The sequence below is a fragment of the Desulfosporosinus sp. BICA1-9 genome, from assembly GCF_000802135.1.
Genome location: NZ_JUEE01000227.1, coordinates 1 through 20,731, shown reverse-complemented (window position 1 = coordinate 20,731; position 20,731 = coordinate 1). Strand labels below are relative to the sequence as shown.

General features: G+C 43.6%; 21 protein-coding genes and 2 pseudogenes. 19 read left to right on the top strand and 4 right to left on the bottom strand.

Annotated elements, in window-relative coordinates:
- The first annotated feature begins 1 nt into the window (after position 1).
- From JL57_RS36720 to JL57_RS27955, 5 genes are all read left to right on the top strand, one after another.
- Positions 2 to 2,503 carry a DVU_1553 family AMP-dependent CoA ligase gene (locus JL57_RS36720; RefSeq protein WP_366557125.1) on the top strand — a complete coding sequence of 834 codons (2,502 nt, stop codon included), beginning with the start codon at positions 2 to 4 and terminating at the stop codon, positions 2,501 to 2,503.
- Positions 2,503 to 3,615, top strand: coding sequence for an XdhC family protein (locus JL57_RS27970; RefSeq protein WP_034145181.1), 1,113 nt, complete (start codon positions 2,503 to 2,505; stop codon positions 3,613 to 3,615). The genes JL57_RS36720 and JL57_RS27970 overlap by 1 nt, the downstream gene beginning before the upstream one ends.
- A 137-nt stretch (positions 3,616 to 3,752) precedes the next feature.
- Positions 3,753 to 4,376 carry an alpha-ribazole phosphatase gene (gene cobC, locus JL57_RS27965; protein ID WP_034145180.1) on the top strand — a complete coding sequence of 208 codons (624 nt, stop codon included), beginning with the start codon at positions 3,753 to 3,755 and terminating at the stop codon, positions 4,374 to 4,376.
- A gap of 292 nt (positions 4,377 to 4,668) precedes the next feature.
- Complete coding sequence (locus JL57_RS27960) at positions 4,669 to 5,832, top strand: iron-containing alcohol dehydrogenase (protein WP_034145179.1); 1,164 nt, start codon at positions 4,669 to 4,671, stop codon at positions 5,830 to 5,832.
- Between the two features lie 243 nt (positions 5,833 to 6,075).
- On the top strand, positions 6,076 to 7,698 hold the full coding sequence (locus tag JL57_RS27955; RefSeq protein WP_034145178.1) for a hypothetical protein: 1,623 nt from the start codon (positions 6,076 to 6,078) through the stop codon (positions 7,696 to 7,698).
- A gap of 242 nt (positions 7,699 to 7,940) precedes the next feature.
- Here JL57_RS27955 and JL57_RS27950 read toward each other — a convergent pair whose 3' ends face one another.
- The 4 genes from JL57_RS27950 to JL57_RS27935 form a co-directional block, all read right to left on the bottom strand.
- Positions 7,941 to 8,657, bottom strand: coding sequence for an energy-coupling factor ABC transporter ATP-binding protein (locus JL57_RS27950; RefSeq protein WP_034145177.1), 717 nt, complete (start codon positions 8,655 to 8,657; stop codon positions 7,941 to 7,943).
- A gap of 1 nt (position 8,658) precedes the next feature.
- A complete protein-coding gene (locus tag JL57_RS27945) occupies positions 8,659 to 9,360 on the bottom strand; it encodes an ABC transporter permease (RefSeq protein WP_034145176.1) in 702 nt (233 codons plus the stop codon).
- Positions 9,361 to 9,396: 36 nt separating this feature from the next.
- Complete coding sequence (locus JL57_RS27940) at positions 9,397 to 10,314, bottom strand: substrate-binding domain-containing protein (RefSeq protein ID WP_034145175.1); 918 nt, start codon at positions 10,312 to 10,314, stop codon at positions 9,397 to 9,399.
- Positions 10,315 to 10,652: 338 nt separating this feature from the next.
- The gene (locus tag JL57_RS27935) at positions 10,653 to 11,567 is read right to left on the bottom strand and encodes a helix-turn-helix transcriptional regulator (protein WP_034145191.1); all 915 of its coding nucleotides are present in this window, start codon (positions 11,565 to 11,567) and stop codon (positions 10,653 to 10,655) included.
- Between the two features lie 411 nt (positions 11,568 to 11,978).
- On the opposite strand from JL57_RS27935, the gene speD reads away from it, so the two are divergent.
- The 14 genes and pseudogenes from speD to JL57_RS27880 all read left to right on the top strand — a co-directional run.
- Positions 11,979 to 12,356, top strand: a complete 378-nt coding sequence (gene speD / locus JL57_RS27930; RefSeq protein WP_034145190.1) for an adenosylmethionine decarboxylase — start codon at positions 11,979 to 11,981, stop codon at positions 12,354 to 12,356.
- Positions 12,357 to 12,608: 252 nt separating this feature from the next.
- Positions 12,609 to 13,376, top strand: a complete 768-nt coding sequence (locus JL57_RS27925; RefSeq protein ID WP_034145174.1) for a geranylgeranyl pyrophosphate synthase — start codon at positions 12,609 to 12,611, stop codon at positions 13,374 to 13,376.
- Between the two features lie 15 nt (positions 13,377 to 13,391).
- Entirely contained in the window at positions 13,392 to 14,246 is an 855-nt protein-coding gene (locus tag JL57_RS27920; protein ID WP_034145173.1) for a UbiA-like polyprenyltransferase, read from the top strand.
- 19 nt (positions 14,247 to 14,265) lie between these two features.
- Positions 14,266 to 15,243 carry a hypothetical protein gene (locus tag JL57_RS27915; RefSeq protein ID WP_034145172.1) on the top strand — a complete coding sequence of 326 codons (978 nt, stop codon included), beginning with the start codon at positions 14,266 to 14,268 and terminating at the stop codon, positions 15,241 to 15,243.
- Positions 15,231 to 16,292: a cyclic dehypoxanthinyl futalosine synthase gene (mqnC, locus tag JL57_RS27910; protein WP_034145171.1), complete on the top strand. Its 1,062-nt coding sequence runs from the start codon at positions 15,231 to 15,233 to the stop codon at positions 16,290 to 16,292. The genes JL57_RS27915 and mqnC overlap by 13 nt, the downstream gene beginning before the upstream one ends.
- 17 nt (positions 16,293 to 16,309) lie before the next feature.
- Positions 16,310 to 17,074: a twin-arginine translocase subunit TatC gene (tatC, locus tag JL57_RS27905; protein ID WP_034145170.1), complete on the top strand. Its 765-nt coding sequence runs from the start codon at positions 16,310 to 16,312 to the stop codon at positions 17,072 to 17,074.
- A 12-nt stretch (positions 17,075 to 17,086) separates the two neighbouring features.
- On the top strand, positions 17,087 to 17,446 hold the full coding sequence (locus JL57_RS27900; RefSeq protein WP_034145169.1) for a twin-arginine translocase TatA/TatE family subunit: 360 nt from the start codon (positions 17,087 to 17,089) through the stop codon (positions 17,444 to 17,446).
- A 7-nt stretch (positions 17,447 to 17,453) separates the two neighbouring features.
- On the top strand, positions 17,454 to 18,422 hold the full coding sequence (locus tag JL57_RS27895; protein ID WP_034145168.1) for a polyprenyl synthetase family protein: 969 nt from the start codon (positions 17,454 to 17,456) through the stop codon (positions 18,420 to 18,422).
- Positions 18,423 to 18,433: 11 nt separating this feature from the next.
- A pseudogene (locus tag JL57_RS36715) lies at positions 18,434 to 18,625 on the top strand (cytochrome c3 family protein); the annotation flags it as partial.
- Positions 18,626 to 18,640: 15 nt separating this feature from the next.
- Positions 18,641 to 18,823, top strand: a complete 183-nt coding sequence (locus tag JL57_RS27890) for a hypothetical protein (RefSeq protein ID WP_034145167.1) — start codon at positions 18,641 to 18,643, stop codon at positions 18,821 to 18,823.
- 261 nt (positions 18,824 to 19,084) lie between these two features.
- A pseudogene (locus JL57_RS36710) lies at positions 19,085 to 19,285 on the top strand (hypothetical protein); the annotation flags it as partial.
- Between the two features lie 167 nt (positions 19,286 to 19,452).
- Entirely contained in the window at positions 19,453 to 19,617 is a 165-nt protein-coding gene (locus tag JL57_RS36705) for a cytochrome c3 family protein (protein ID WP_366557124.1), read from the top strand.
- A gap of 18 nt (positions 19,618 to 19,635) precedes the next feature.
- Positions 19,636 to 20,091 carry a cytochrome c3 family protein gene (locus JL57_RS35795; RefSeq protein ID WP_291300682.1) on the top strand — a complete coding sequence of 152 codons (456 nt, stop codon included), beginning with the start codon at positions 19,636 to 19,638 and terminating at the stop codon, positions 20,089 to 20,091.
- A gap of 191 nt (positions 20,092 to 20,282) precedes the next feature.
- A partial coding sequence (locus JL57_RS27880) for a cytochrome c biogenesis protein ResB (RefSeq protein ID WP_034145165.1) occupies positions 20,283 to 20,731 on the top strand: 449 nt, incomplete at its 3' end.

The following is a 20,731-nucleotide window of genomic DNA, read 5'->3' as shown; positions in this document are numbered from 1 at the left end:
CTTGGATATACAAACCACCTCGCTTGAGCCCTGGATAAAGCACAAAATTACCGGAGATAGTTCAGGAGGTTTAACCAGAAAGCAAATCGAGGACTATCAGTTGGCCAAACTGCAGGAAACGCTTGACTGGGTAACCAGTAAAAGCCCTTTCTATAAACGTCTGTACTCAAAAATAGATTGCAAGATATCAAGTTTCCAGGATATGAACAAACTGCCCTTTACCACGTCCGAAAATTTAAAAGATAATCCTCTCGATTTCTTGTGTGTCTCCCAAAATGAGATCAACAGGATCGTCACTTTACAGAGTTCTGGCACAACAGGTAAACCTAAACGCCTGTTCTTTACTGAGGCAGATCAAGAATTGACCATCGATTTCTTTCATCATGGCATGTTAACCTTGGTAAGGCCCGAAGACAGGGTCTTGATCATGTTGCCCGGGGAAATACCGGGAAGCGTCGGAGATTTACTACGCTTAGGTTTAGAAAGAGCAGGTGTAATAGGGGTTGTCCACGGTCTGGTTACGAATCCCGAGGCAACTATAGAGCAAATCAAACGGGACAATATCAATGTTTTAGTAGGGATACCCACGCAAGTATTGAGCTTAGTGAGGTTTAAAGATTCCAAGGGTTGCTCTCCCTCCCTGAGCTTGAGAAGGGTTCTATTGAGTACCGATTACGTACCCCAAGCTATTGTACAAGAACTCGAAAGTGCATGGGGGTGTAAGGTGTTTAATCACTATGGCATGACTGAGATGGGGCTGGGCGGCGGAGTAGAATGTGAGGGTTTCTGTGGTTACCACCTCCGGGAAGCAGACCTCTATATCGAAATCATCGATCCCAATTCAGGACGGCCCGTTGTAGACGGGCAACCAGGTGAGATAGTCTTTACGACTTTGACCAGATCAGCTATGCCTTTAATTCGTTATCGTACTGGTGATATGTCAAGGTTCCTTCTAGGCCCTTGTGCCTGCCACTCAGTATTAAAGCGGCTGGAACTGATAAAGTCCAGAGAACGGGTTTATCTGAGCCAAGCCGATTTCCTAACTATGGCGGACTTTGATGAGGTTTTGTTTGCGCTCGACAATGTTCTCGATTTTGAGGTAACCCTAACAGAGGGCATGCAAGAAAAGGAAAATCAGTTGCAACTCGATGTTCAGTTAAAGGGACCTATATCTTTTGAAGTAAAAAGAAATGTTCATCAGGCTTTAGATGAAATCCCTGTAGTAAGGGAAGCTAGACAGGACGGTAGCTTGCGGGTGTTCCTTTATCTTGAATCAGGCGCAGTAGTTACATCCAGAAAAAGTACAGCTAAGCGACAGATTCAAGATAAGAGAGGGAGTGTCTTTAATGTGGCTGAAAAAGAGGATATACAGGCTAAGGCTTCCTTAGCAGCAATCATAGTTGCCGCAGGATACTCTTTTCGTATGAAACGCTTCAAGCCACTTTTATCGTTGGGCGGGAGCACTGTATTAGAACAGGCTGTACACAGTTTTCAGGATAATGGGATCAGAGATATCCGGGTGGTGGTTGGGCATCGGGCAAACGAATTGTTTCCTGTCATAGATAGACTAGGGGTTCAGACCATCGTTAACCCGAATTTTTCCGAAGGGATGTTCTCCTCAGTTACATCTGGGGTTAAAAGTTTATCACCAGCGGTAAAGGGATTTTTTCTATTACCTGTCGATAATCCTATCGTAAAGCAGGATACATTGGAAAAGCTTCAAAACACGTTCTTCACAACGGAGTTCGGTATTATATATCCGTCTTATCAGGGAAAGAGGGGACATCCCCCTTTAATTTCCTGCCGCTATGTGAACAAAGTAATGACCTGGAACAAACCGGGAGGAATGAGGGCTTTATTAGAACAGTATGAACATGATGCCATAGATGTTGAGGTTGATGACCTGGGTGTTTTGCTTGACATGGACACACCGGAGGACTACCAGCAGATGCTGAAGTACTGTGGAGATACCCAGATCCCCTCAGAAGAAGAATGTTATGCTATAATAAAGAAGGCAAACACTCCTGTTAAGGTGTTTAATCATTGCAAGCAGGTTGCTCAGTTAAGTAGTGCAATGGGAAGCTATTTAATTAAGTCTGGTTGTCAAATGAACCTTGAATTAATCAGAGCAGCTGCGTTGTTACATGACTTGGCCAAAGGTGAACCCCACCATGCACAAGTTGGCGCCAAAATGCTCGTAAACTATCCGGAGGTAGCGGAAATTGTCGCCGAACATACGGATATTTGCCTGAATCCTGCTGACCAAGCCTTAACAGAAAAAGAAATCGTCTATTTAGCGGATAAACTTGTCATAGACGACCAGATTATTTCACTCCAGGTCAGATTCTCAGGCCTCTTGGAGCAGAATAAGAACGATCAAGAGGTTTTCAGAAAGATTAGACTGAGGTTGAGTAATGCTGAAAGAATCCAGACAAGAATAGAACAAATAATCAAGATGCCTTTACATGACGTATGGAAGGTTGAGCTAGGGGGGCAAGGCTAATGGAAAAAGATATATACCTAGGGCTAAACAAAGCACTTGATCAAAACATGGATGTGGCCCTGATCACTGTAACCAGTGTGCTGGGATCAACGCCCCGTAAGCCTGGAGCCAAAATGTTAGTGTTTGCTGACGGGACGACAGTAGGAACCATCGGGGGCGGATGTGGTGAGGCTGAGGCTAGGCGGGAGGCCTTAAATGTTTTAGCAGCATACTCTTCTAAGATATATTATTTGAATATGACCGCAGACATGGCTCAAGAGGAAGGAATGGTTTGCGGGGGGATCATGGGATTATTCATCGATTATTTGGGTTCTCAAAGCCTCGTGGAACAGACTAGTCTCCTCAATGATTATCTGTCAGCTATCAATGAGACCACAAACCCCGTTCTTGTTACTGTGATAGAGGCGACTGAAGGACGATTAGTAGGGGAAAAATTGTTCATCAAGAATAACGGGAATGTCGTTGGTGATCTTGGTATCGAAGGATTAAATAGAGTTGCACTGGAGAATGCCAAAACAGGAGGCAAACGATGTCAGCCGTTATTAATTAGTTTGAACTCTGAGTTCGAGCCATGTGAGACCTCAGTGACGAAAGCGGATTACCGGTTACTGATAGAGCCCCCAACGACGGTCGTACGATTGTTGATTTTAGGTGCAGGACATATTGCACTCCCCCTTGCGACTATGGCTAAAATCCTAGGGTATGAGGTTACCGTTGTCGATGATCGTCCATCCTTCGCTAATTTTGCCCGATTTAGCACCGCTGATACGATTATTTGCGATGATTTTGAACGAGCATTGGATGGGATAAATATCAATCCGCAAACGTTTGTTGTAATTATTACAAGGGGGCATCGTTATGACAAAGTGTGTCTGCGGAAAGTGATTAATCAACCAGCCGCATATATTGGCATGATTGGTAGTCGCAGAAGGGTTAAAGCCTTGAAAGCTGAATTGGAGGAGGAAGGAGTCTCGAGCGAATCCTTGCAAAAGCTGTATTCTCCAATCGGTCTAAATATCGGGGCAGAAACTCCTGAAGAAATAGCCGTAAGCATTCTCAGCGAGTTGATTAAAGTTCAAAGAGAGTCGGATCAGAACGGTAAAATAAAATGATCCTAAGTGAACTCGTTCAGCTAAAGTGAACATGGAACTCCCACTTCTGCGGAAAGGGGACACACCTGCTGAAGTAAAAGCTGTTCTTTGGGACAGGAATGTCCCCAACTAAGTGGGAGTCTTGGAAGTGGATGACGATGGATAAAAAGCTTATTTATTTAGTTAGGCATGGAGATATCGGTCTAGGAAGAGACAAACGCTATATCGGTCAATCGGACCTTCCGTTAAGTACTCTTGGCAGGAAACAGGCTACCTTATTGAAAGAGATATTTAGACGGGTGCCCTTAGATAACATATATTGCAGTGATATAGGGAGAGTACAACAAACAGCAGATATAATTGCCTCTGCCCATCAAAGCGTTCCCATAGCTCGCGTGGAGTTGCGGGAATTATATATGGGCGATTGGGAGGGGAAACCCTTCTCTGAAATTAGAGCAAAGTATCCAAAGGAATTCAAAGAACGTGGTGAAGATATCGCGAATTACAGTCCACCAGAGGGAGAAAGTTTTTCAGACTGCTACAGAAGAGTGATTCCTGTCTTCGAAAGCCTTGCCAAATCGGATGAAACGACAATTTTAATCGTTGGACATGCAGGAGTAAACAGAGTAATCTTATGCCATGTACTTGGGATACCCTTAGAAAACGTCTTTCGTCTTGAACAAAATTATGGTTGTGTTAATTTAATCTACAAAGAGGGTTTCGAGTACCGGTTGAAATATCTAAACAGTATAGTTAACCGTGATCTATACAGAATGTATTAATTTGCTTAAAACAATTTAATACATTTTTTGCTTTTTATTAAGTAATACATTGAAACATCCTCAAGAAAGTGTTCCATAATCAAACACTGCTCTATGCAAAGTGAGTCAAACTAGAGCAGAAAGGAATTAGAAATTTCATATAAAATTCAATATTCATTTATTAAGGTATCAAAATCATAGAAATAATCAACCTTGTAACTATTATAACAAATATTCAGAATGCTTGGCATGGATATTGCAAATAATATAAGACAGCGTGACCAATAAAAAAGGAAATGGGAGGTATTTAACTATGTCAGTTATTCATCAAGTCTATGGGTACTTCATGCCAACCGTAAACCTCATGGGAGCTGGAGCAGCTCAGGAAACAGGAAAACAAGCAAAATTACTGGGCGGAAAGAAAGTTTTACTGGTGACCGATGCCTATCTCGAAAAGATTGGTATGGCTCAGGAAATTGCTGATATTATTGAAAAAGAAGGCGTCAAAGTTGTAATTTATGGCGGTGCTGAACCTAATCCGACCGATAAAAACGTGCATGATGGATTTGACATCTATACTAAAGAAGGCTGTGACCTGATTGTATCTGTAGGCGGAGGATCTTCACATGACTGTGCCAAAGGAATTGGGCTTGTTGCAGGTAATGGCGGAAGAATTAACGACTATGAAGGCGTCGATAAATCCCCCTTGCCGATGGCTCCGATGATTGCAATTAACACCACCGCCGGCACGGCTGCTGAAATGACAAGATTCTGTATTATCACGGATGAAGCACGGCATATAAAAATGGCCATCGTTGATTGGCACGTAACTCCTAATGTCTCAATTAATGATCCCCTGTTAATGATGAAACAACCGCCAAGTTTAACCGCTGCCACCGGAATGGATGCACTCACCCATGCCGTAGAGGCGTATGTTTCCACGATCGCCACACCAGTAACAGATTCAGCTGCCTTAATGGCTTTTAAATTAATCCCTAAATATCTACGTCGCGCCGTGGCGAATGGCGATGACTTCGAAGCACGTGAACAAATGGCTTATGCCCAATTATTAGCGGGTATGGCTTTTAATAACGCCAGTTTAGGTTATGTTCATGCAATGGCTCATCAATTAGGTGGATTCTATAATTTACCTCATGGTGTATGTAACGCAATCCTTCTCCCTCACGTTTCACGCTTCAACATGATTGGCAATCTCGAACGTTTTGCAGAGATCGCTGTAGCGATGGGTGAAAACATTGATGGACTTTCTACCAGAGATGCGGCAGAAAAATGCTTAACTGCAATCGCCACGCTGTCTGCTGATGTCGGAATTCCTTCCGGGCTAAATGCATTGAATGTAAAAGAAGAAGACTTACCTCTGATGGCTGGAAATGCGAAATTAGATGCTTGTCAATTCACTAATCCTCGCACCGCAACTCTTGAACAAGTGATTCAAATCTATAAGAATGCTATGTAATCTAAAGTCATGTAAATTGAATGTAATTTAAATTAAATAAAAATTACGTTTTAAAAAGTCCTAGGTTAACTAGGGCTTTTTATATTTAAATATTTTATATATTCAGAAGGGAAAAAGAGATAATTCGTCGAATCATCTATAATGTTGATAGTATATTGGGAATTAGTCCTAATTAAGGTATACGATATGATATTTACTAACTCAGGAATGGGAATTAATATCTAAAGAAGTTGAGGTGGGAATATGAGGAAATGGCTTGCGGCGATAATAATTAGTCTGACCATGGTATTCGTATTAGGAATTGCGAGCCTCGCAATAGCAACCACTATAACGGAAGATAACCAATTGAGACCCTTGGATACGGACGTAGTCAGTAGTCCATCTGACCCAGCAACGGACACAGATAATGGCATTAATAACGTCAACCAAACTGGGAAGAATGTAAATACTAATGATGGTACCTCAGTTAATGATGTAATCAAAGCGACTAACGACCCAACCGGAAAGCAAAGAACACACGGGGAGTATCAGAATAACACCAACTCTTGTGCAAGCTGTCATTCCCCGCATGGATCTTACAGCGACCGTTTACTGCACTATAATCCCAATGGTATTGCCACATTACCGATGAGAGACGATGATGCCGGTACCTATACCGGTATATCGAAAGCAGCAAATGGCGGTGTAAATGCACTAACCGGCGGTACAATGCTTAGAGATACAGTCCTTGCTGCCGCTCCCGCCGTACCCGTCATAGGAGACCCTGGCATTGTTACCCAAGCTGATTTAGATGCAGCGATACTTGCTTCGCCGGATTTTGTTGCCGTTGAAATGCTGGCCTCAGAGGTACCTTATTACGATGAGGCAACGGATATGATTACGAATGGGATCAGTGCTACATATGCAACAGGCACGGACCATGTTGTAGTTGTTCTAAAAAAGATTACTCAAGGGGATCCTGTTCAAATAAACTATGTAAAAGATTCCCAGCCGTGGATAAACGGTGGACAATATAACAATTCCTTGACGTTTAAGGTGAACTACACGGGATTCTATGATGGTGATCCTTTGAGTAAAGATAGTACCATTAATTCTCAGTTAAGGCTAGATGAAAAGCTGAAAGGGCAAGAGACGGCGTTTGATGGAATTACAATGAACTATCAACAAGGATTCGCAAAGATCAACACTCCTGACAGTGCGGTGAATACCTTGGATAAAGAAGGCAACCAGGTTCTAACAAATACAGTTCCATTTGTGCTGAAAGGGGTAACTTATGCAGCTGGGAGATACAGCTTTCTCGATGCTTCTGGAATAGCGCTTGAGGCTGAAGCTTGTTTAGATGATTCTGAAAGTGTTGTGTCAACAGAAAATGCGCAGACTATTACAACACTAGTAGGAAGAAATGCAGATTTATCTCGTGCGATTGTCTTAGAATTAGCAATGGATCCGAGCGTATTTTGGTTTGGTGATCCAATATATGGTGTGAAGATAACAAAAGTAGATCCCGCTTCGTACGAAACTAATGGACTTGCTATCAGCACGTTCTGTGCCGCTTGTCACACGGACTATCTTGTTAAATCCGGTTCGCCAACGGGTGTCTGGTCTAAGAGATTTGGACACACCACGAACAACAACTCTTTAACTTGCTTAAAGTGCCACTTCGCACACGGTTCGGATGTAACAACAATATTAGATAGCGAAGATAGAGACATAACGAGAGTGGCAGAGGAACTCTTTGGGGGGCCTTCACCCCAAGCTACAATCGATGCAACTGCTTATTTGTTAGATCAGAACCCATCTTCTGCCTTGAAACGCTACACGAACACCTCTGTCTGTCGAACGTGTCACGAGGATTACACTTACTAAGTTGAAAAAAAGGCAGTAACAAAAAAATATCCTGTTTGTTACTGCCTCTTTTTGTTCGAGAACTCCAAATTCAAGGAATATTCCCCGTTTCGTAGGCGAATATTCTTTTTTGGGGGATAAGCGTACCACCGCCCGAAATAAAACTAGTTTCGTTTCGCTTTCTTTATCTTTTATATCAAAAAGGAAGTATAAAGAAATATAAATTAGGGGTGCCAGAGGGCACCCCTTTGTTTGTTTACTTCTTATGAGGCAAAGTGCGCGAGAAAACGGGCGACATCTCCTTGTGGGGGATTCCTGAGTAGTTCGTTCGGAGAGCCTTCCGCTGTGACTTGCCCATTGAGTAGAATCAAGGCTCGGCTGGCCAAATGCGCAATATCCTTAAAATCATGGCTGACTAAGACGGTCGTTGTTTGTGTGGTTTTAAAAACTTTGGCTAGATCGACACGAAGTCCCTCTTTGGTGGGGGCATCAAGGGCTGAAAAAGGCTCGTCTAAAAATAGAACGTCCGGCTCAATGGCAAAGGCCCGAGCTAAACTAACACGTTGGGCTTCTCCTCCAGAAAGTGACCGTGCCGCCTGTTTTGAAAGATGGATTACTCCAAACTGCTCCAGCCAATAGTCCACTCGTTCCTTAATGGTTCCTTTAGAGAGACCCCGAATTTTTAATCCAATGGCAACATTGTCAAAAACACGCGTATTCAATAAGAGGGATTCCTGAAAAACAATGGCGATTTTCCGGCGAATAGCAAGCGGGACGTTTTTTGGTATGGATTGGCCTTGAAAATAGAGCCTTCCAGAAGTTGGAGTCTCTAAAAACGCTAGGATTTTTAGCAAACTGCTTTTTCCAGATCCATTCGGACCGATCAGGCCGACGCATTCCCCTCGTAACAAATGAAAATCAATCGTTTGCAGAATTGTTTTATGTTCCTGCTTCCAGGTAATCTCCTGAGCTTCGAGCACCTTAGGGGCCTCCTTGCTGTTTCTGTTGAAGTAGGGTTAAGCCTAAAGTAGCTCCATAGGCTAGTAAACATAAGATAATACTTAAGGCAATGGCAATGTCGAAGTTGCCTTTAGAAACTTCTAGGACAGTGGCAGTTGTTAGAACACGAGTCTGGCCATGAATGTTTCCCCCTACCGCCATGGATGCCCCAATCTCAGAAACGACTGCCCCAAAACCGGCAATAATTGCGGCAAAGAGTGAAAAACGGACTTCCTTAAGCAGCAACCAAGTATACTGGAGTCGGGTTGCCCCCAGCGCCCGGATTTGGAGCCTAAGTTTGGGGTTAGTTTGTTGAAGAGCGGCACAGGTTAAGGCGGCAATAATGGGAGAGGCAATGATCGCCTGGGCGATGATGATGGCTGTTGGGGTATACATGATATTTAAAAATCCAAAAGGGCCAGATCTCCACAGGAAAATTGAGACCCATAATCCAACGACCACAGGAGGCAAGCCCATTCCGGTATTAACAATACTTAAAACAAAACGTCGCCCTGGAAAGGGTTTTAGAGCTAGGAGTGTGCCAAATGGAATCCCGATAAAAAGGCTAATCAACGTTCCGGTACCGGATATTTTAAGGGTAAGGAGGGTGATTTCGATCACTTCGGGATCCCCTGTTAGCAGGAGGTGAATGGCTGCTTGGATTCCTTCCCAGATCATTTCCATGTAGTAACATTTCCTCCCTTACGTGAGTTCGGTGGTTTACTTGCCGAGATCCTCCATCTTTTTGCCAGCATCAGGGAAGAAGAGGGCCTGACCGAATTTGTCTTTCCCAAAGGTTCCGATTTGGGTCTGGGTATCTTGACTCGTCATAAAATCGACAAAGGCTTTAGCTCCATCAGCATTAACTTTAGGGAACTTTTCAGGGTTAACTTGCATGACATGATAAATATTTAAGAGAGAAGCATCTCCCTGAAGAACGATTTCAAGTTTTAAGTTTTTCTGAGTCGCCAGGTAGGTTGCACGATCTGTTAAAGTATATCCCTGTTTCTCAGAGGTCACGGTAAGTGTTTGCCCCATGCCTTGACCGGTTGCTTGATATTTATCCCCAGATGGTTTGAGGTTGGCCTTCGTCCAGAGGGCTTTTTCCATTTTGTCAGTTCCAGAATCATCTCCACGGGAGACAAAGATGGAGGGACTTGCTGAAATTGCCTTTAAAGCGTCTACGGTTGTTTTTGTCTCTTTTACTTTAGCGGGATCGGAGGCAGGTCCTACAATGACGAAATCGTTGTGCATCACAAGTTGATAGTTGATGGCTGTCTTATTATCGACTAATTTTTTTTCTGAGGAAGGTGCATGCACCAGTAAAACGTCAGCGTCGCCTTTTTCTCCCATGGCTAAAGCAGCCCCTGTTCCGACCGCTATTGTTTTGACCTTATATCCCGTTTTTTTCTCGAAATCGGGTATGAGAAAATCTAGTAAGCCGCTGTCTTGCGTACTTGTGGTGGTCGCCAAAATAATGTCGGGTCTTGCAGGTTTGGGGATTTCAGTCGTTTGTGGTGCTGGAGTTGCTGGGGGTGTTGGGGTTGCGGCTGTTCCACACCCGACGACGATCACCATGATGGCAATCATTAGTAGCGCGAAACCAGAATTAAGGCGAAGTCTGAGATTGTTTTTCATTTTCTTTATTCCTCCTAATAATATGTTTTTTTAGCGCCGCTCCATGCCATCTTTGCACCAGGCATCAGTCAATCCATGGACAATTCGCTCCGGAGCTTCGGTGAGCGTGAATGCAAGTCAAGGAATGCAAGTCGAGAACCGTCCCCATACTTGCCATACTTGCATCAAAGCCGGCAAAGCGTATTTGCGTCAATAACGCAAACAGCACCTTGGGATTCTAGGTCGTTCCACCCTCCGACGACCCAAGCCAGAGGAAGTTTCTTAGCTTAGAGAGCACGGAGAGAGGGATTGCGTACGTAGGATGTGCGAACGAGCCTAAGACACTTCCTCCCATTCATCTAAGTATTTAAGAAGATTTTTCCTGTCAGGGACGTATCATACCCCTGATGTTGATGGATGGCTTGGAGGAATCCTGGAGATTTAAGAACATCGACGAGTTGTTTCCAGATAGGGGTTTTGGAAGTTTTGCCCAAACAAACGAGATCATAGCGTTCTTGGAAGAGGGGGATAAAATCAAGACCGAGTCGTTGAGCCTCGGCCTTTACTCCGACGCCGACATCAGCTTGTCCATTGGCTACGCGACACGCGACTCCAGAGTGAGTGCTTTCTTCATGTTCATAGCCCAGAATACAACCTGGAGAAATCTTAGCCCCTCGAAGGTAAGCATCGAGGCGCAGACGGGTCCCTGAGCCTTTTTGGCGGTTTATAAAATGCAAACCTTCTAACGTAATATCTTCCCAAGAATGCAATTGAAGTGGATTACCGGGTGCTACGATAAAGCCCTGTTCTCGTTGAACTAGGTTGACCATACAAACGGATTCTCCAGGGATCACATGTTTAACGAAGGAAGTATTATAGTCTTGTGAGACATCATCCCATAGATGTATACCAGAAATATCCGACTCCCGACGATAAAGGGAAATAAGTCCATCCATACTTCCCTTGAAAGAAAGCGATGACTGGACAGGAATGGGAGCGTGGCTGAGAAACTCGAAGAGTAGTTCAACAATCGGATCATGGCTTCCTATAAAACGAATCATCGGCAATTCGGGGGGATTGGGGGACATAACGGATTGTGTTGCGTTGTGACTACTAGTTCCATGCAGATATTGCTCCAGAACAGACGGATTAATTCGAAGTTGACGGCCAATGTGGTGTGCTGGGATCTCGCCGCGTTTAACAAGTTCATAAAGAGTATATTTAGAAACTTTAAGAATTTTAGCTGCTTCCGCTGCAGTTAAGGTATTACTCAAAATAATCACCCCCATTCTTCCTATTCAAAGTGTAATTTAGTTAGATTACAAAGTCAATATAGTTGTTTGGGGCGATTGGGTTTAATTTAATCAGCTTAGATATTGTTGGGCTTAGGACAGTTAGACTAACATGTAAATTATAACCTAACGATCATCCACTACAGTGAACTCATAACCATAGTGTTATAAATATTTTTACGTAGCTTACGGGAGCATAGATGCGATAACTTGAGTATGTAACACAAAATTAACTTAGATTGAGTAGAATGAATTAATATTAGATTTTTTTGTTGACAACACCGTACTTTATGCTAAAATTTAACGTGATGGAAATTTGGGGAGTAGCCAGTGAAATTGGCGATTAGCCCAGATTCTTTCCTGTTTTTAGAAAAAAGGGGGCAACGATCACAATTGGCAAATTCTCTTGGACGTCATGTGTTGGCTGAAATTTACGGGTGTAGTTTCGACATTTTAAATGATCGCGAAAAAGTCGAAGCACTAATGGTCGACGCAGCTTTGGAGGCTGGTGCAGAGGTACGTGAGGTAGTATTTCATAAGTTTAGTCCTCAAGGAGTGAGTGGAGTAGTTGTCATTTCTGAATCCCACTTAGCCATCCACACGTGGCCAGAACTCGGGTATGCAGCCGTTGACGTCTTTACGTGCGGGGACCGTGTCAATCCCTGGGATGCCTGTAACTATTTAACGGATCATTTCGAAGCAGGTCATATGACAGCAACGGAAATCAAGCGGGGAATTGTTGAGGATCCAAAGGAAGCGGTAAATATTTAGGAGGGATATTTATTTTACTCCGGACTAAGTCAAGTACGGAAAAAGAAGAAACCTTGTACTTTCTAAAAGGGTACTAATAGACCTTGTAACTTGAGAAGTTGCAGGGTCTATTGTATTTTTGAGCAAGGTTACATATTCTTGCAATAATAATGTCATATTATCAGAGTATATTGCATAAATAGGCAGGAGATTGAGTAATAATCTCGAATGTATAATAGGTTAATGTCCGAATGGAAGGCAAGGAGCGATAAGATGGTTCCGGTAGAATTCAGCTTCCTTGAGAAACTGAAAGCAGTACAAATACATATGAGCCAAGAAATTAACTTTAAGCCGGCTGGATTTGAGGAATTGGTTCAGATGGATATGGATGAACTTGATCGAACAGTACATCCTGCGCTTGTCTTAGCCGTAAGTAGAGCCTGCGGCGATCAAGGGCAAAAATCAGAAGCATTGGCAAGCATTGTTCAATTTATTTTTATGGCCAACAAGGTTCATCGACTCATGAAAGATGATCACGATCTTGCCGAAGAGCTTCGGCAATTCCCTGTACTCGTAGGGGATCTATTATATGGGAAGTTCTTCCTAGAACTTTGCCGTGTGAAATTGTTGCAATTTCTAGACCCACTGGCTCAGGTCATAGGAATTAAGAGTCAAGGGGGAATTTCACGCTGGCTTGCTCGTGAAAAGAGGCTTAGTGGAGATGAGTTGCTTCGAATTATTGAATCAGAAGATGCATCTTTAACAGCATTAGCCGCTCGTCTGAGTGCAGAACTGGCAGGAGTCTCTCTTCCTGTACAACACCAGATGGAAGCCTTCGGCCGGGAAATGGGACTGGCTTGGGGAGCGTGGAGGGAACGAGTGGAGATGTCTGTGGTACAATCCATTCTGCACCGTGCCAATACAATTTTAGAGGAGATTTCGGCGGGTTCGCAACTGCAGATACACCCCCTTGTTGAAGTGTATCAATACTTATCGAAACAGTTAAACACTGATTACAAACCCCAAGTTGCAGGGTCGTAACGAACGGAGTAGAGTATGCATAAACTAAAAGTTTTCTTTGAAATGATTAAATTTGAACATACCATTTTTGCCCTGCCCTTTGCTTATTTGGGCGCCTTCTTGGCAGCTAATGGTTTTCCGACCCTAATGAAACTATTCTGGATAACACTGGCTATGATCGGGGCCAGAACTGCTGCCATGTCCTTAAACCGCCTGATAGACAGGCACATAGATGCCCGCAATCCACGGACGGCACTGAGGGCACTTCCAGCAGGCCAACTTAAGGTTGCTGAAGTTTACCTTTATACAATACTTTCCTTCCTCCTACTTGGCTTCTCGGCTTATAAACTTAATCTTTTAGCTTTATTGCTGATGCCAATTGCTGTTTTTTTTCTTGTCTTATATTCCTATACCAAACGGTTTACTTGGGCCTGCCACTTCGTCTTGGGAATTTCCCTAGGCTTAGCTCCAGCGGGAGCTTGGATTGGAGTAACGGGTCACTGGGCTTTGGCACCCGTTCTACTGGGGTTAGGGGTCATGACTTGGGTGGCTGGGTTTGATGTCGTTTATGCCTGCCAAGACGTTGAGTTTGACCGCAAAGAAGGATTGAATTCTATTCCAGCGATCTTTGGCTTGCAGAGAGGATTAGAGATTTCAGCCTTTTTACATATCATTGCACCCATCTTCTTTATCTTAGTCGGAGTGGTAATGTCCATGAGTTGGTTATATTATGTAGGAGTTGGGATAGCCATCGTCTTGCTTTTCCGTCAGCACCGCTTGGTTTCAGCCGACGATTTCTCACGGATTGGAGTAGCCTTTTTCGACCTCAATGGTTACTTGAGTATTTTGCTTTTTGTTTTTTCAATTTTAGATTTGATGCTATTGCGCTGAAATAAAGGAGTCAGAAACTATGTCCTCACTGTTTGCTCAAAGTGAACTTAAAGATCTGATCGAAAAAGTGGAAAGAGGCGAACGATTAGACTTTAATGCTGGCGTTCGCATGCTGAATAGTCAAGATATCTTGGCTCTGGGATATATGGCTAATCTTGTGTGCGAACGAAAAAACGGCAATCAAACCTATTTCGTGGTCACACGGCAGATTAATTATTCCGATCTAGGTAAAGATCTAGGTACAGATCTCGGTGATCTAACCGATCTTTCTGAAATTCAGCTTATGGGTGAGTTCAACCCTGAACTTTCCTTTGACTATTATGTGGATATGCTCCAGCAGGTCAAGCGCCTCTTGCCAAAGGTTAGTGTTCAGGCCTTTTCGGCACTTGAAGTGGATTATTTTGCCCGAATGGCCGATCTGCCTGTGACGGAGATCCTGCGGCGTTTAATGGATGTGGGGCTTGATTCATTGTCCGGGAGCAAGGCGGCAGTATTTACTCCACCGCTGGGAGCTAAACTTGGCGAAATGAACGTCTCTGCCGAACGCTATCTGGAAATCCAGGAATCGGCGCATCGCTTAGGCATGCGTACCAATGTTGCGATGTTTTATGGGCAGGTTGGATCAACAGAAGAACGTATCGAGCACTTACTCAAATTACGTGAGCTTCAGGACAGAACCAGCGGCTTTCTAACCTTCATGCCTCTTGCTTATTATCCTAATGGAACAAAAGAAGAAATCACGGGGGTTTCGGACTCTACAGGTTTTGAGGACTTAAAGATCCTCTCAACGTCACGGATTCTACTGGATAACTTTGAGCACATCAAGGCGGATTGGGTCGTGCTGGGTCCTAAACTGGCCCAAGTATCTTTGACCTTTGGAGTGGATGCCTTAGACAGTCACCTCATGACTAAAAGAGCCTTGATCCACTTGATTGAAAAGGCTAGACGTGAGGCAGTGGAACGGTCAGGAAAGGAGAGAAGTGCATGCAAGGAATAATCGAGAAACGTCTTGCTGGCGAACGATTATCCATTGCGGATGGTATCAGGCTTTTACAAGAAGCCGATCTTCTTTCACTGGGACAAGGTGCAGATCTTGTGCGCAGGCAGATGCATCCAGAAAATATTGTATCGTTTGTTATTGACCGAAATATTAATTATACGAATATCTGCTCCTGTCAATGTAAGTTTTGCGCTTTTTACTGTAAACCAGGTGATCCAGAAGGATATATTTTGTCACGAGACGTATTACATGCTAAAATTGAAGAAACAATAGCAGTAGGGGGAACTCAGCTCTTGATCCAAGGGGGATTGCATCCCGATCTGGGTTTAGACTACTTTGAAAATCTTTTGCGCGACATTAAGGCTCATTTCTCTATTCACGTTCACTCATTTAGCCCTCCTGAAATATGGGATTTAGCGAACAAATCCCAGTTGAGTATCGAGGAAGTCATCCGTCGCCTCCGAAATGCAGGCTTAGACTCAATACCTGGGGGTGGGGCGGAGATCCTTGATGATCGCGCTCGACAGCTCATCAGCCCCAATAAAATAGGTTGGCAACAATGGATGGATGTAATGACTGCGGCACATAAGCAGGGAATGAAAACGACTGCGACTATGATGTTTGGGCATGTCGAAACCTTTGAAGAGCGAGTTTTACATATGGTTCGTGTTCGGGAAGCTCAGGATCAAACCGGTGGTTTTACGGCCTTTATCCCCTGGAGTTTTGCTCCATCGAACACTGAGCTTGGCGGAGAGGGCAGTACTGGGGTTGAATACTTGAGGACACTTGCTGTAGCACGTCTGATGCTCGATAATGTCCCCAACATCCAAGCCTCGTGGGTCACCCAAGGCGCAAAAATGGCTCAGTTGGCCTTGCGTTTTGGAGCGAACGATTTTGGAAGTACCATGCTGGAGGAAAATGTCGTTCGAGCCGCTGGTGTACAAACGCGAGTCCCGCTCCAGGAGATTATTCGTTGTATTGAAGATGCTGGTTATCAGGCTGTTCAACGCAATACACACTATGAGTGGTTAAAGGCCTTTAATTAGGAAGGAAGTGTAGGCGGATGCGCAGGCGCAAGCGACAGCTCAATGAGGCCAATCTGCCATTGATGGAACATTTAAAAGCGCTACGCAAAGTGCTCGTCATCTCTGCGTACGCCATTGCCTTAGGCAGCATTATCGGCTGGTTTGTCAGTGATCAAGTTTTTGCTTTTTTTGCCCGTCCGGTACTCCAATTGGAAGGAATCAAGTTCATTACCACGACACCATTGGAACCTATGTTAGTTAAATTAAAAGTCTCCGTCGTCACTGGAATGACCCTAGCACTCCCTGTTCTTATGTGGCAAATCTGGAGTTTTATCCTCCCTGCCTTGAAGCAAACTGAACGAAAGTACTTATATATTATTGTACCCAGCTCGGTGCTTCTCTTTCTCGGCGGTGCCGCCCTGTGTTTCTTTATAGTACTGCCCTTAGGAATTGGGTTTTTGATGTTTGTCGGTGGTGGAGCAGTGGAATCTACCCCCTTTTTAACTAAAACCTCATATCTCAGCTTTCTTTTAGCGTTTCTTATGACGTTTGGATTAGTCTTCCAACTTCCCATCGTCTTATTAATCTTAATCCGCATAGGGTTGTTATCTCCTCAGACCTTAGCCAAAAAACGCCGTTGGGCTGTATTGGGAATGGTCGTTTTAGCCGTTGTAGTTTCCCCAACGCCAGATTTAGTCACCCAACTTCTCATGGCTGGACCAATGTATCTCCTCTATGAAATCAGCATCTGGTTAGGGTATCTAGTTGCTCGTAGAAGAGATAGAGACCTAGCTTCATATTAAGGAGGGGAAAACATGGGTTTAAGTGAAATCCTCTTGATTTTAGTGGTCGTACTTATTTTATTTGGACCTGAGGATCTTCCAGTTATCGCTCGATCTATCGGTAAAGTTGTTTTCGAAATTCGCAAAGCAACCCTTGAATTGACGAAGGAATTTCAAAATACTATCGATACCCCGAGCAATATAATGAACAAAGCATTTGAACAAACAACTTCAACACGCGCTTCTAGTCAGGATACACACCAGCCAGAAAGTGCGGAGACTTCTAAACCAGAAGAGGAATTATTAACCTACGAGGATGAAATCCCCAAAGATCCTCTGGCGGAACTGCCATCAGATATGGTATCTTATGAAGAAAAGGGTGCGAGCAGGTGAATCAGTTTTGAAACAACTCTGGCTCTTTAATCAGATAAATTCAGATCTGCAACGGGTTGAAAAAGAACTGACAAAATTCGTGGAGACGGATTTCCCGATTCTCCAGGATTCGGCTGTTCATTTATTATCAGCGGGCGGTAAACGGTTGCGCCCTGCTTTCACGCTTTTAGCCGGTAAGTTCTACGGTTATTCGCTGGAAAAGTTGATGCCTGTGGCGATGGCTTTAGAACTCATTCATATGTCATCGCTCGTTCATGATGATATCGTAGATGCCTCGATGACCAGACGAGGGCGTCCGACGGTCAAAGCTAAATGGGGGAATATCGTTTCCATTGAAACTGGGGATTATTTGTTTGCCAAATCATTGGTACTCATTTCCAAGATTGATCACCCTGAGGTTGCCCGCATTCTTGCAGAAATCAGCGTAGAAATGTGTCAGGGAGAGATTCAACAAATAAAGTCCTCTTTTGACGTTGAACAAAATCTTAAGCAATACTATTATCGTATTAAACGTAAGACGGCTTTATTGATCTCCGCCTGTTGTAAACTAGGGGCCTTAGTGTCAGGTGCTCCCAGACGCCAAGTTTGGGCACTGGGCGCTTATGGTCATTCCTTAGGCATGGCTTTTCAGATCGTTGATGATGTATTAGACATCACTGCCAAGCCCTCAGAATTTGGCAAGCCCATTGGGGGAGACTTGCGTCAGGGAATCATGACCTTACCTATGATCCTTGCTCTTAAACTAACATCCGAGCCAGCTCGACTAAAGGTTTTGCTAGGGCAAATCGATAAGACTGAAGAGGAAGTTGCTGAAACTATTGGACTGATAAAAGCTACCAAGGCGATTGATGAGTCAATGCGGCTTGTGGATTTATATGTCCAGAAAGCTAAAAGGCATCTTCAGGATCTCCCTGTTATCCCGACTCGTAAAGCTTTAGGAGAGTTAGCTGAGTTTATTAGGGTTAGGAAGTTTTAGTTCTTGGTTAAATAATACAATTACCTACAATTATTGAAGGACCTCTTAATATTGAATTAAGGGTTCCTTTTTTTTGCCGAACCGTACAACTGAAAGCTGCTCCTGGTGGTAATACCTCCGCTAACTCTGGTTCTTGGGTAAATGAGTTTAACTGTGCAAGCTGCCACGCACCACACGGTTCTTACTCTGAGCGCTTATTGCACTACAATCCAAATGGAATGGGTCTTGCTAAAACTTCCGACGGTGGTATTGGTATTAAGGATGGTACAATTTATGAATTTACTGCATTACCAAATGCTACCCTTGCCGATGCAGCTAAGTTTATCTTAGTTAGAGGTACTGCTACTCAATTTGGTCTATTAAGCGCTGAAATTGGCAATGGAGACCCTGCTACATGCTAATATGGTGATTTTGGAACTGTATTGTAAATATGTTATAGTTTATGAAAGAAAGTTTATGTGTACACTAGTCTGAAGTACGCCAGTTCCTACACGGTCTCTGACGAAAATTGACCACCCTGAGTTGGGGAAGAAGGTTTAAAATATGACGTTTTCGCAATTCGCCTTGAGAGTTCTTCCTAAGAAGAAGTGAAGAGAAATCGTTTACTGGCTGTATTATTTTTAGTTTTGTTAGTGGTTATTGGAATTGCCGGATACTGGTGGATGAAAGCTGATTCCAGACAACCTGTTGCTCCCCTAACAATGGAAACGGTGAAGACAGGTTTACCACATTACCTTTTTACTATAGATGGAAAAACTGATGCAACTGATGCGATCAACTCGGCTAAAGGACTCATGGGTCCCTTAGCAGTAACTGTATCCTCGGACAAAGTATTTGTGGCAGACACAGGGCGCTCTCAGGTACAGGTGTATAGTCGTGACGGTGAATGGATCTCGACTTGGGGGAAGGGGAAGCTAAATTATCCCTTTGCGATAACGTTCGCTGATAGAAAACTATTTGTTGCTGACCCAAATCTGATGGAATTATGGAACAAATCTGCCTATATGTCGTCCACTCATTTCAATAAAGGATGGATTGCAATAGTTGCCATGCCTCACACAGTTCTTCAAATCCACGGCTCAGTACTGACCCAGAAGATACACCCACGACCAATAATCAATGTTTAAAGTGTTATGGTGGAAATCCACCGACCAATTATCAGTCTGCGCAAAACGTAAAAATTGATTTTTTATAAACGTACCGACATCCTACTTTGGAGATTACCGGAGTTCATAAAGATTCGGAAACGACAGCAGATTTAGTAACTAATCGTCACGCAGAGTGTATGGATTGTCATGATCCTCACGCCCTTGAGCAAGGCAAGATAACGGTAAGTCCTGGCAATGATATATGTTTCAAGTGTCATACTTCTTCAAAATATGGTGCTCCGGCTCAACCGGATAACACCACGTCAGGATTCTCCAACCCCGTACAACCTAACCTCCATAATTACTCAGGCACTACCAATGGACATTTAGATCTTTCCTGTTCCTCTTGTCATGTATCTGTATCTCATGGATATTTTCGGAAAGGGATGGTCGGAGCGCTTGCTGATAATAATCCGTTGGCAGGTGCGAGCCAGATTCTAGCCATTGATAGCGAGGGAGCAACAGGTATGTGGGAGTATTCCTCTTGTACTACAAACTGTCACACAGGTGGTGGCGCTTGACAGGATAACAAATAATTTGTCCTAATGTGATATCAACAATGGATTAATTGCATGCTATTTTACGACATTTAGTGTAATATAAATCGAAAGCAATTAGCCGTACAACATTTGCCCTGTTGATATAAGGTATATAGCAATTTGTTTAGGCTAATATTAACTTGTATAGGTCTTAGACTAGGAGGTTTAAATTGATGGAGGAAAATTCAAAGGATTTAAGTGAGCGAGTATGGAGGGTCTTCAGTTCTATGAAATTAGGACTGGCTCTGTTGGGAATTATTGCTCTTGTATCAGCAATAGGAACAGTGATACCTCAGGAAGCGATAAACCCCGAGGAAGCTAAAGCTGTGGGTGGCTTGTGGAAAATGATGGGATTAACACATCTTTATAGCGCAGTTTGGTTTCGCTTGTTGCTGGGTCTATTGTGTATCAATCTCATTGTGTGCAGTTTGCAGCGGCTTAAGGGTATTTATCATCGGACGTTTAAGCTAAAACCGCCGACTACTCTTGCGCAGGTACCACAAAAAATCAAACTTGCGGTTAAGGGAGAGTCTGCGCAACTTAAAGAATCCGTCCAAGAGGTTTTGAAGCGAAATGGGTATTATTCTACAGTTAGCGACCAGTCAGATTATTGGAGTTTTAT

Bases quoted from the DNA above. Each gene is read 5' to 3' on its own strand.
- JL57_RS27970 (WP_034145181.1), top strand. From the start codon at position 2,503: ATGGAAAAAGATATATACCTAGGGCTAAACAAAGCACTTGATCAAAAC.
- cobC (WP_034145180.1), top strand. From the start codon at position 3,753: ATGGATAAAAAGCTTATTTATTTAGTTAGGCATGGAGATATCGGTCTA.
- JL57_RS27960 (WP_034145179.1), top strand. From the start codon at position 4,669: ATGTCAGTTATTCATCAAGTCTATGGGTACTTCATGCCAACCGTAAAC.
- JL57_RS27955 (WP_034145178.1), top strand. From the start codon at position 6,076: ATGAGGAAATGGCTTGCGGCGATAATAATTAGTCTGACCATGGTATTC.
- JL57_RS27945 (WP_034145176.1), bottom strand. From the start codon at position 9,360: ATGGAAATGATCTGGGAAGGAATCCAAGCAGCCATTCACCTCCTGCTA.
- JL57_RS27940 (WP_034145175.1), bottom strand. From the start codon at position 10,314: ATGAAAAACAATCTCAGACTTCGCCTTAATTCTGGTTTCGCGCTACTA.
- JL57_RS27925 (WP_034145174.1), top strand. From the start codon at position 12,609: ATGGTTCCGGTAGAATTCAGCTTCCTTGAGAAACTGAAAGCAGTACAA.
- JL57_RS27920 (WP_034145173.1), top strand. From the start codon at position 13,392: ATGCATAAACTAAAAGTTTTCTTTGAAATGATTAAATTTGAACATACC.
- JL57_RS27915 (WP_034145172.1), top strand. From the start codon at position 14,266: ATGTCCTCACTGTTTGCTCAAAGTGAACTTAAAGATCTGATCGAAAAA.
- mqnC (WP_034145171.1), top strand. From the start codon at position 15,231: ATGCAAGGAATAATCGAGAAACGTCTTGCTGGCGAACGATTATCCATT.
- tatC (WP_034145170.1), top strand. From the start codon at position 16,310: ATGCGCAGGCGCAAGCGACAGCTCAATGAGGCCAATCTGCCATTGATG.
- JL57_RS27900 (WP_034145169.1), top strand. From the start codon at position 17,087: ATGGGTTTAAGTGAAATCCTCTTGATTTTAGTGGTCGTACTTATTTTA.
- JL57_RS27890 (WP_034145167.1), top strand. From the start codon at position 18,641: ATGGGTCTTGCTAAAACTTCCGACGGTGGTATTGGTATTAAGGATGGT.
- JL57_RS36705 (WP_366557124.1), top strand. From the start codon at position 19,453: ATGGATTGCAATAGTTGCCATGCCTCACACAGTTCTTCAAATCCACGG.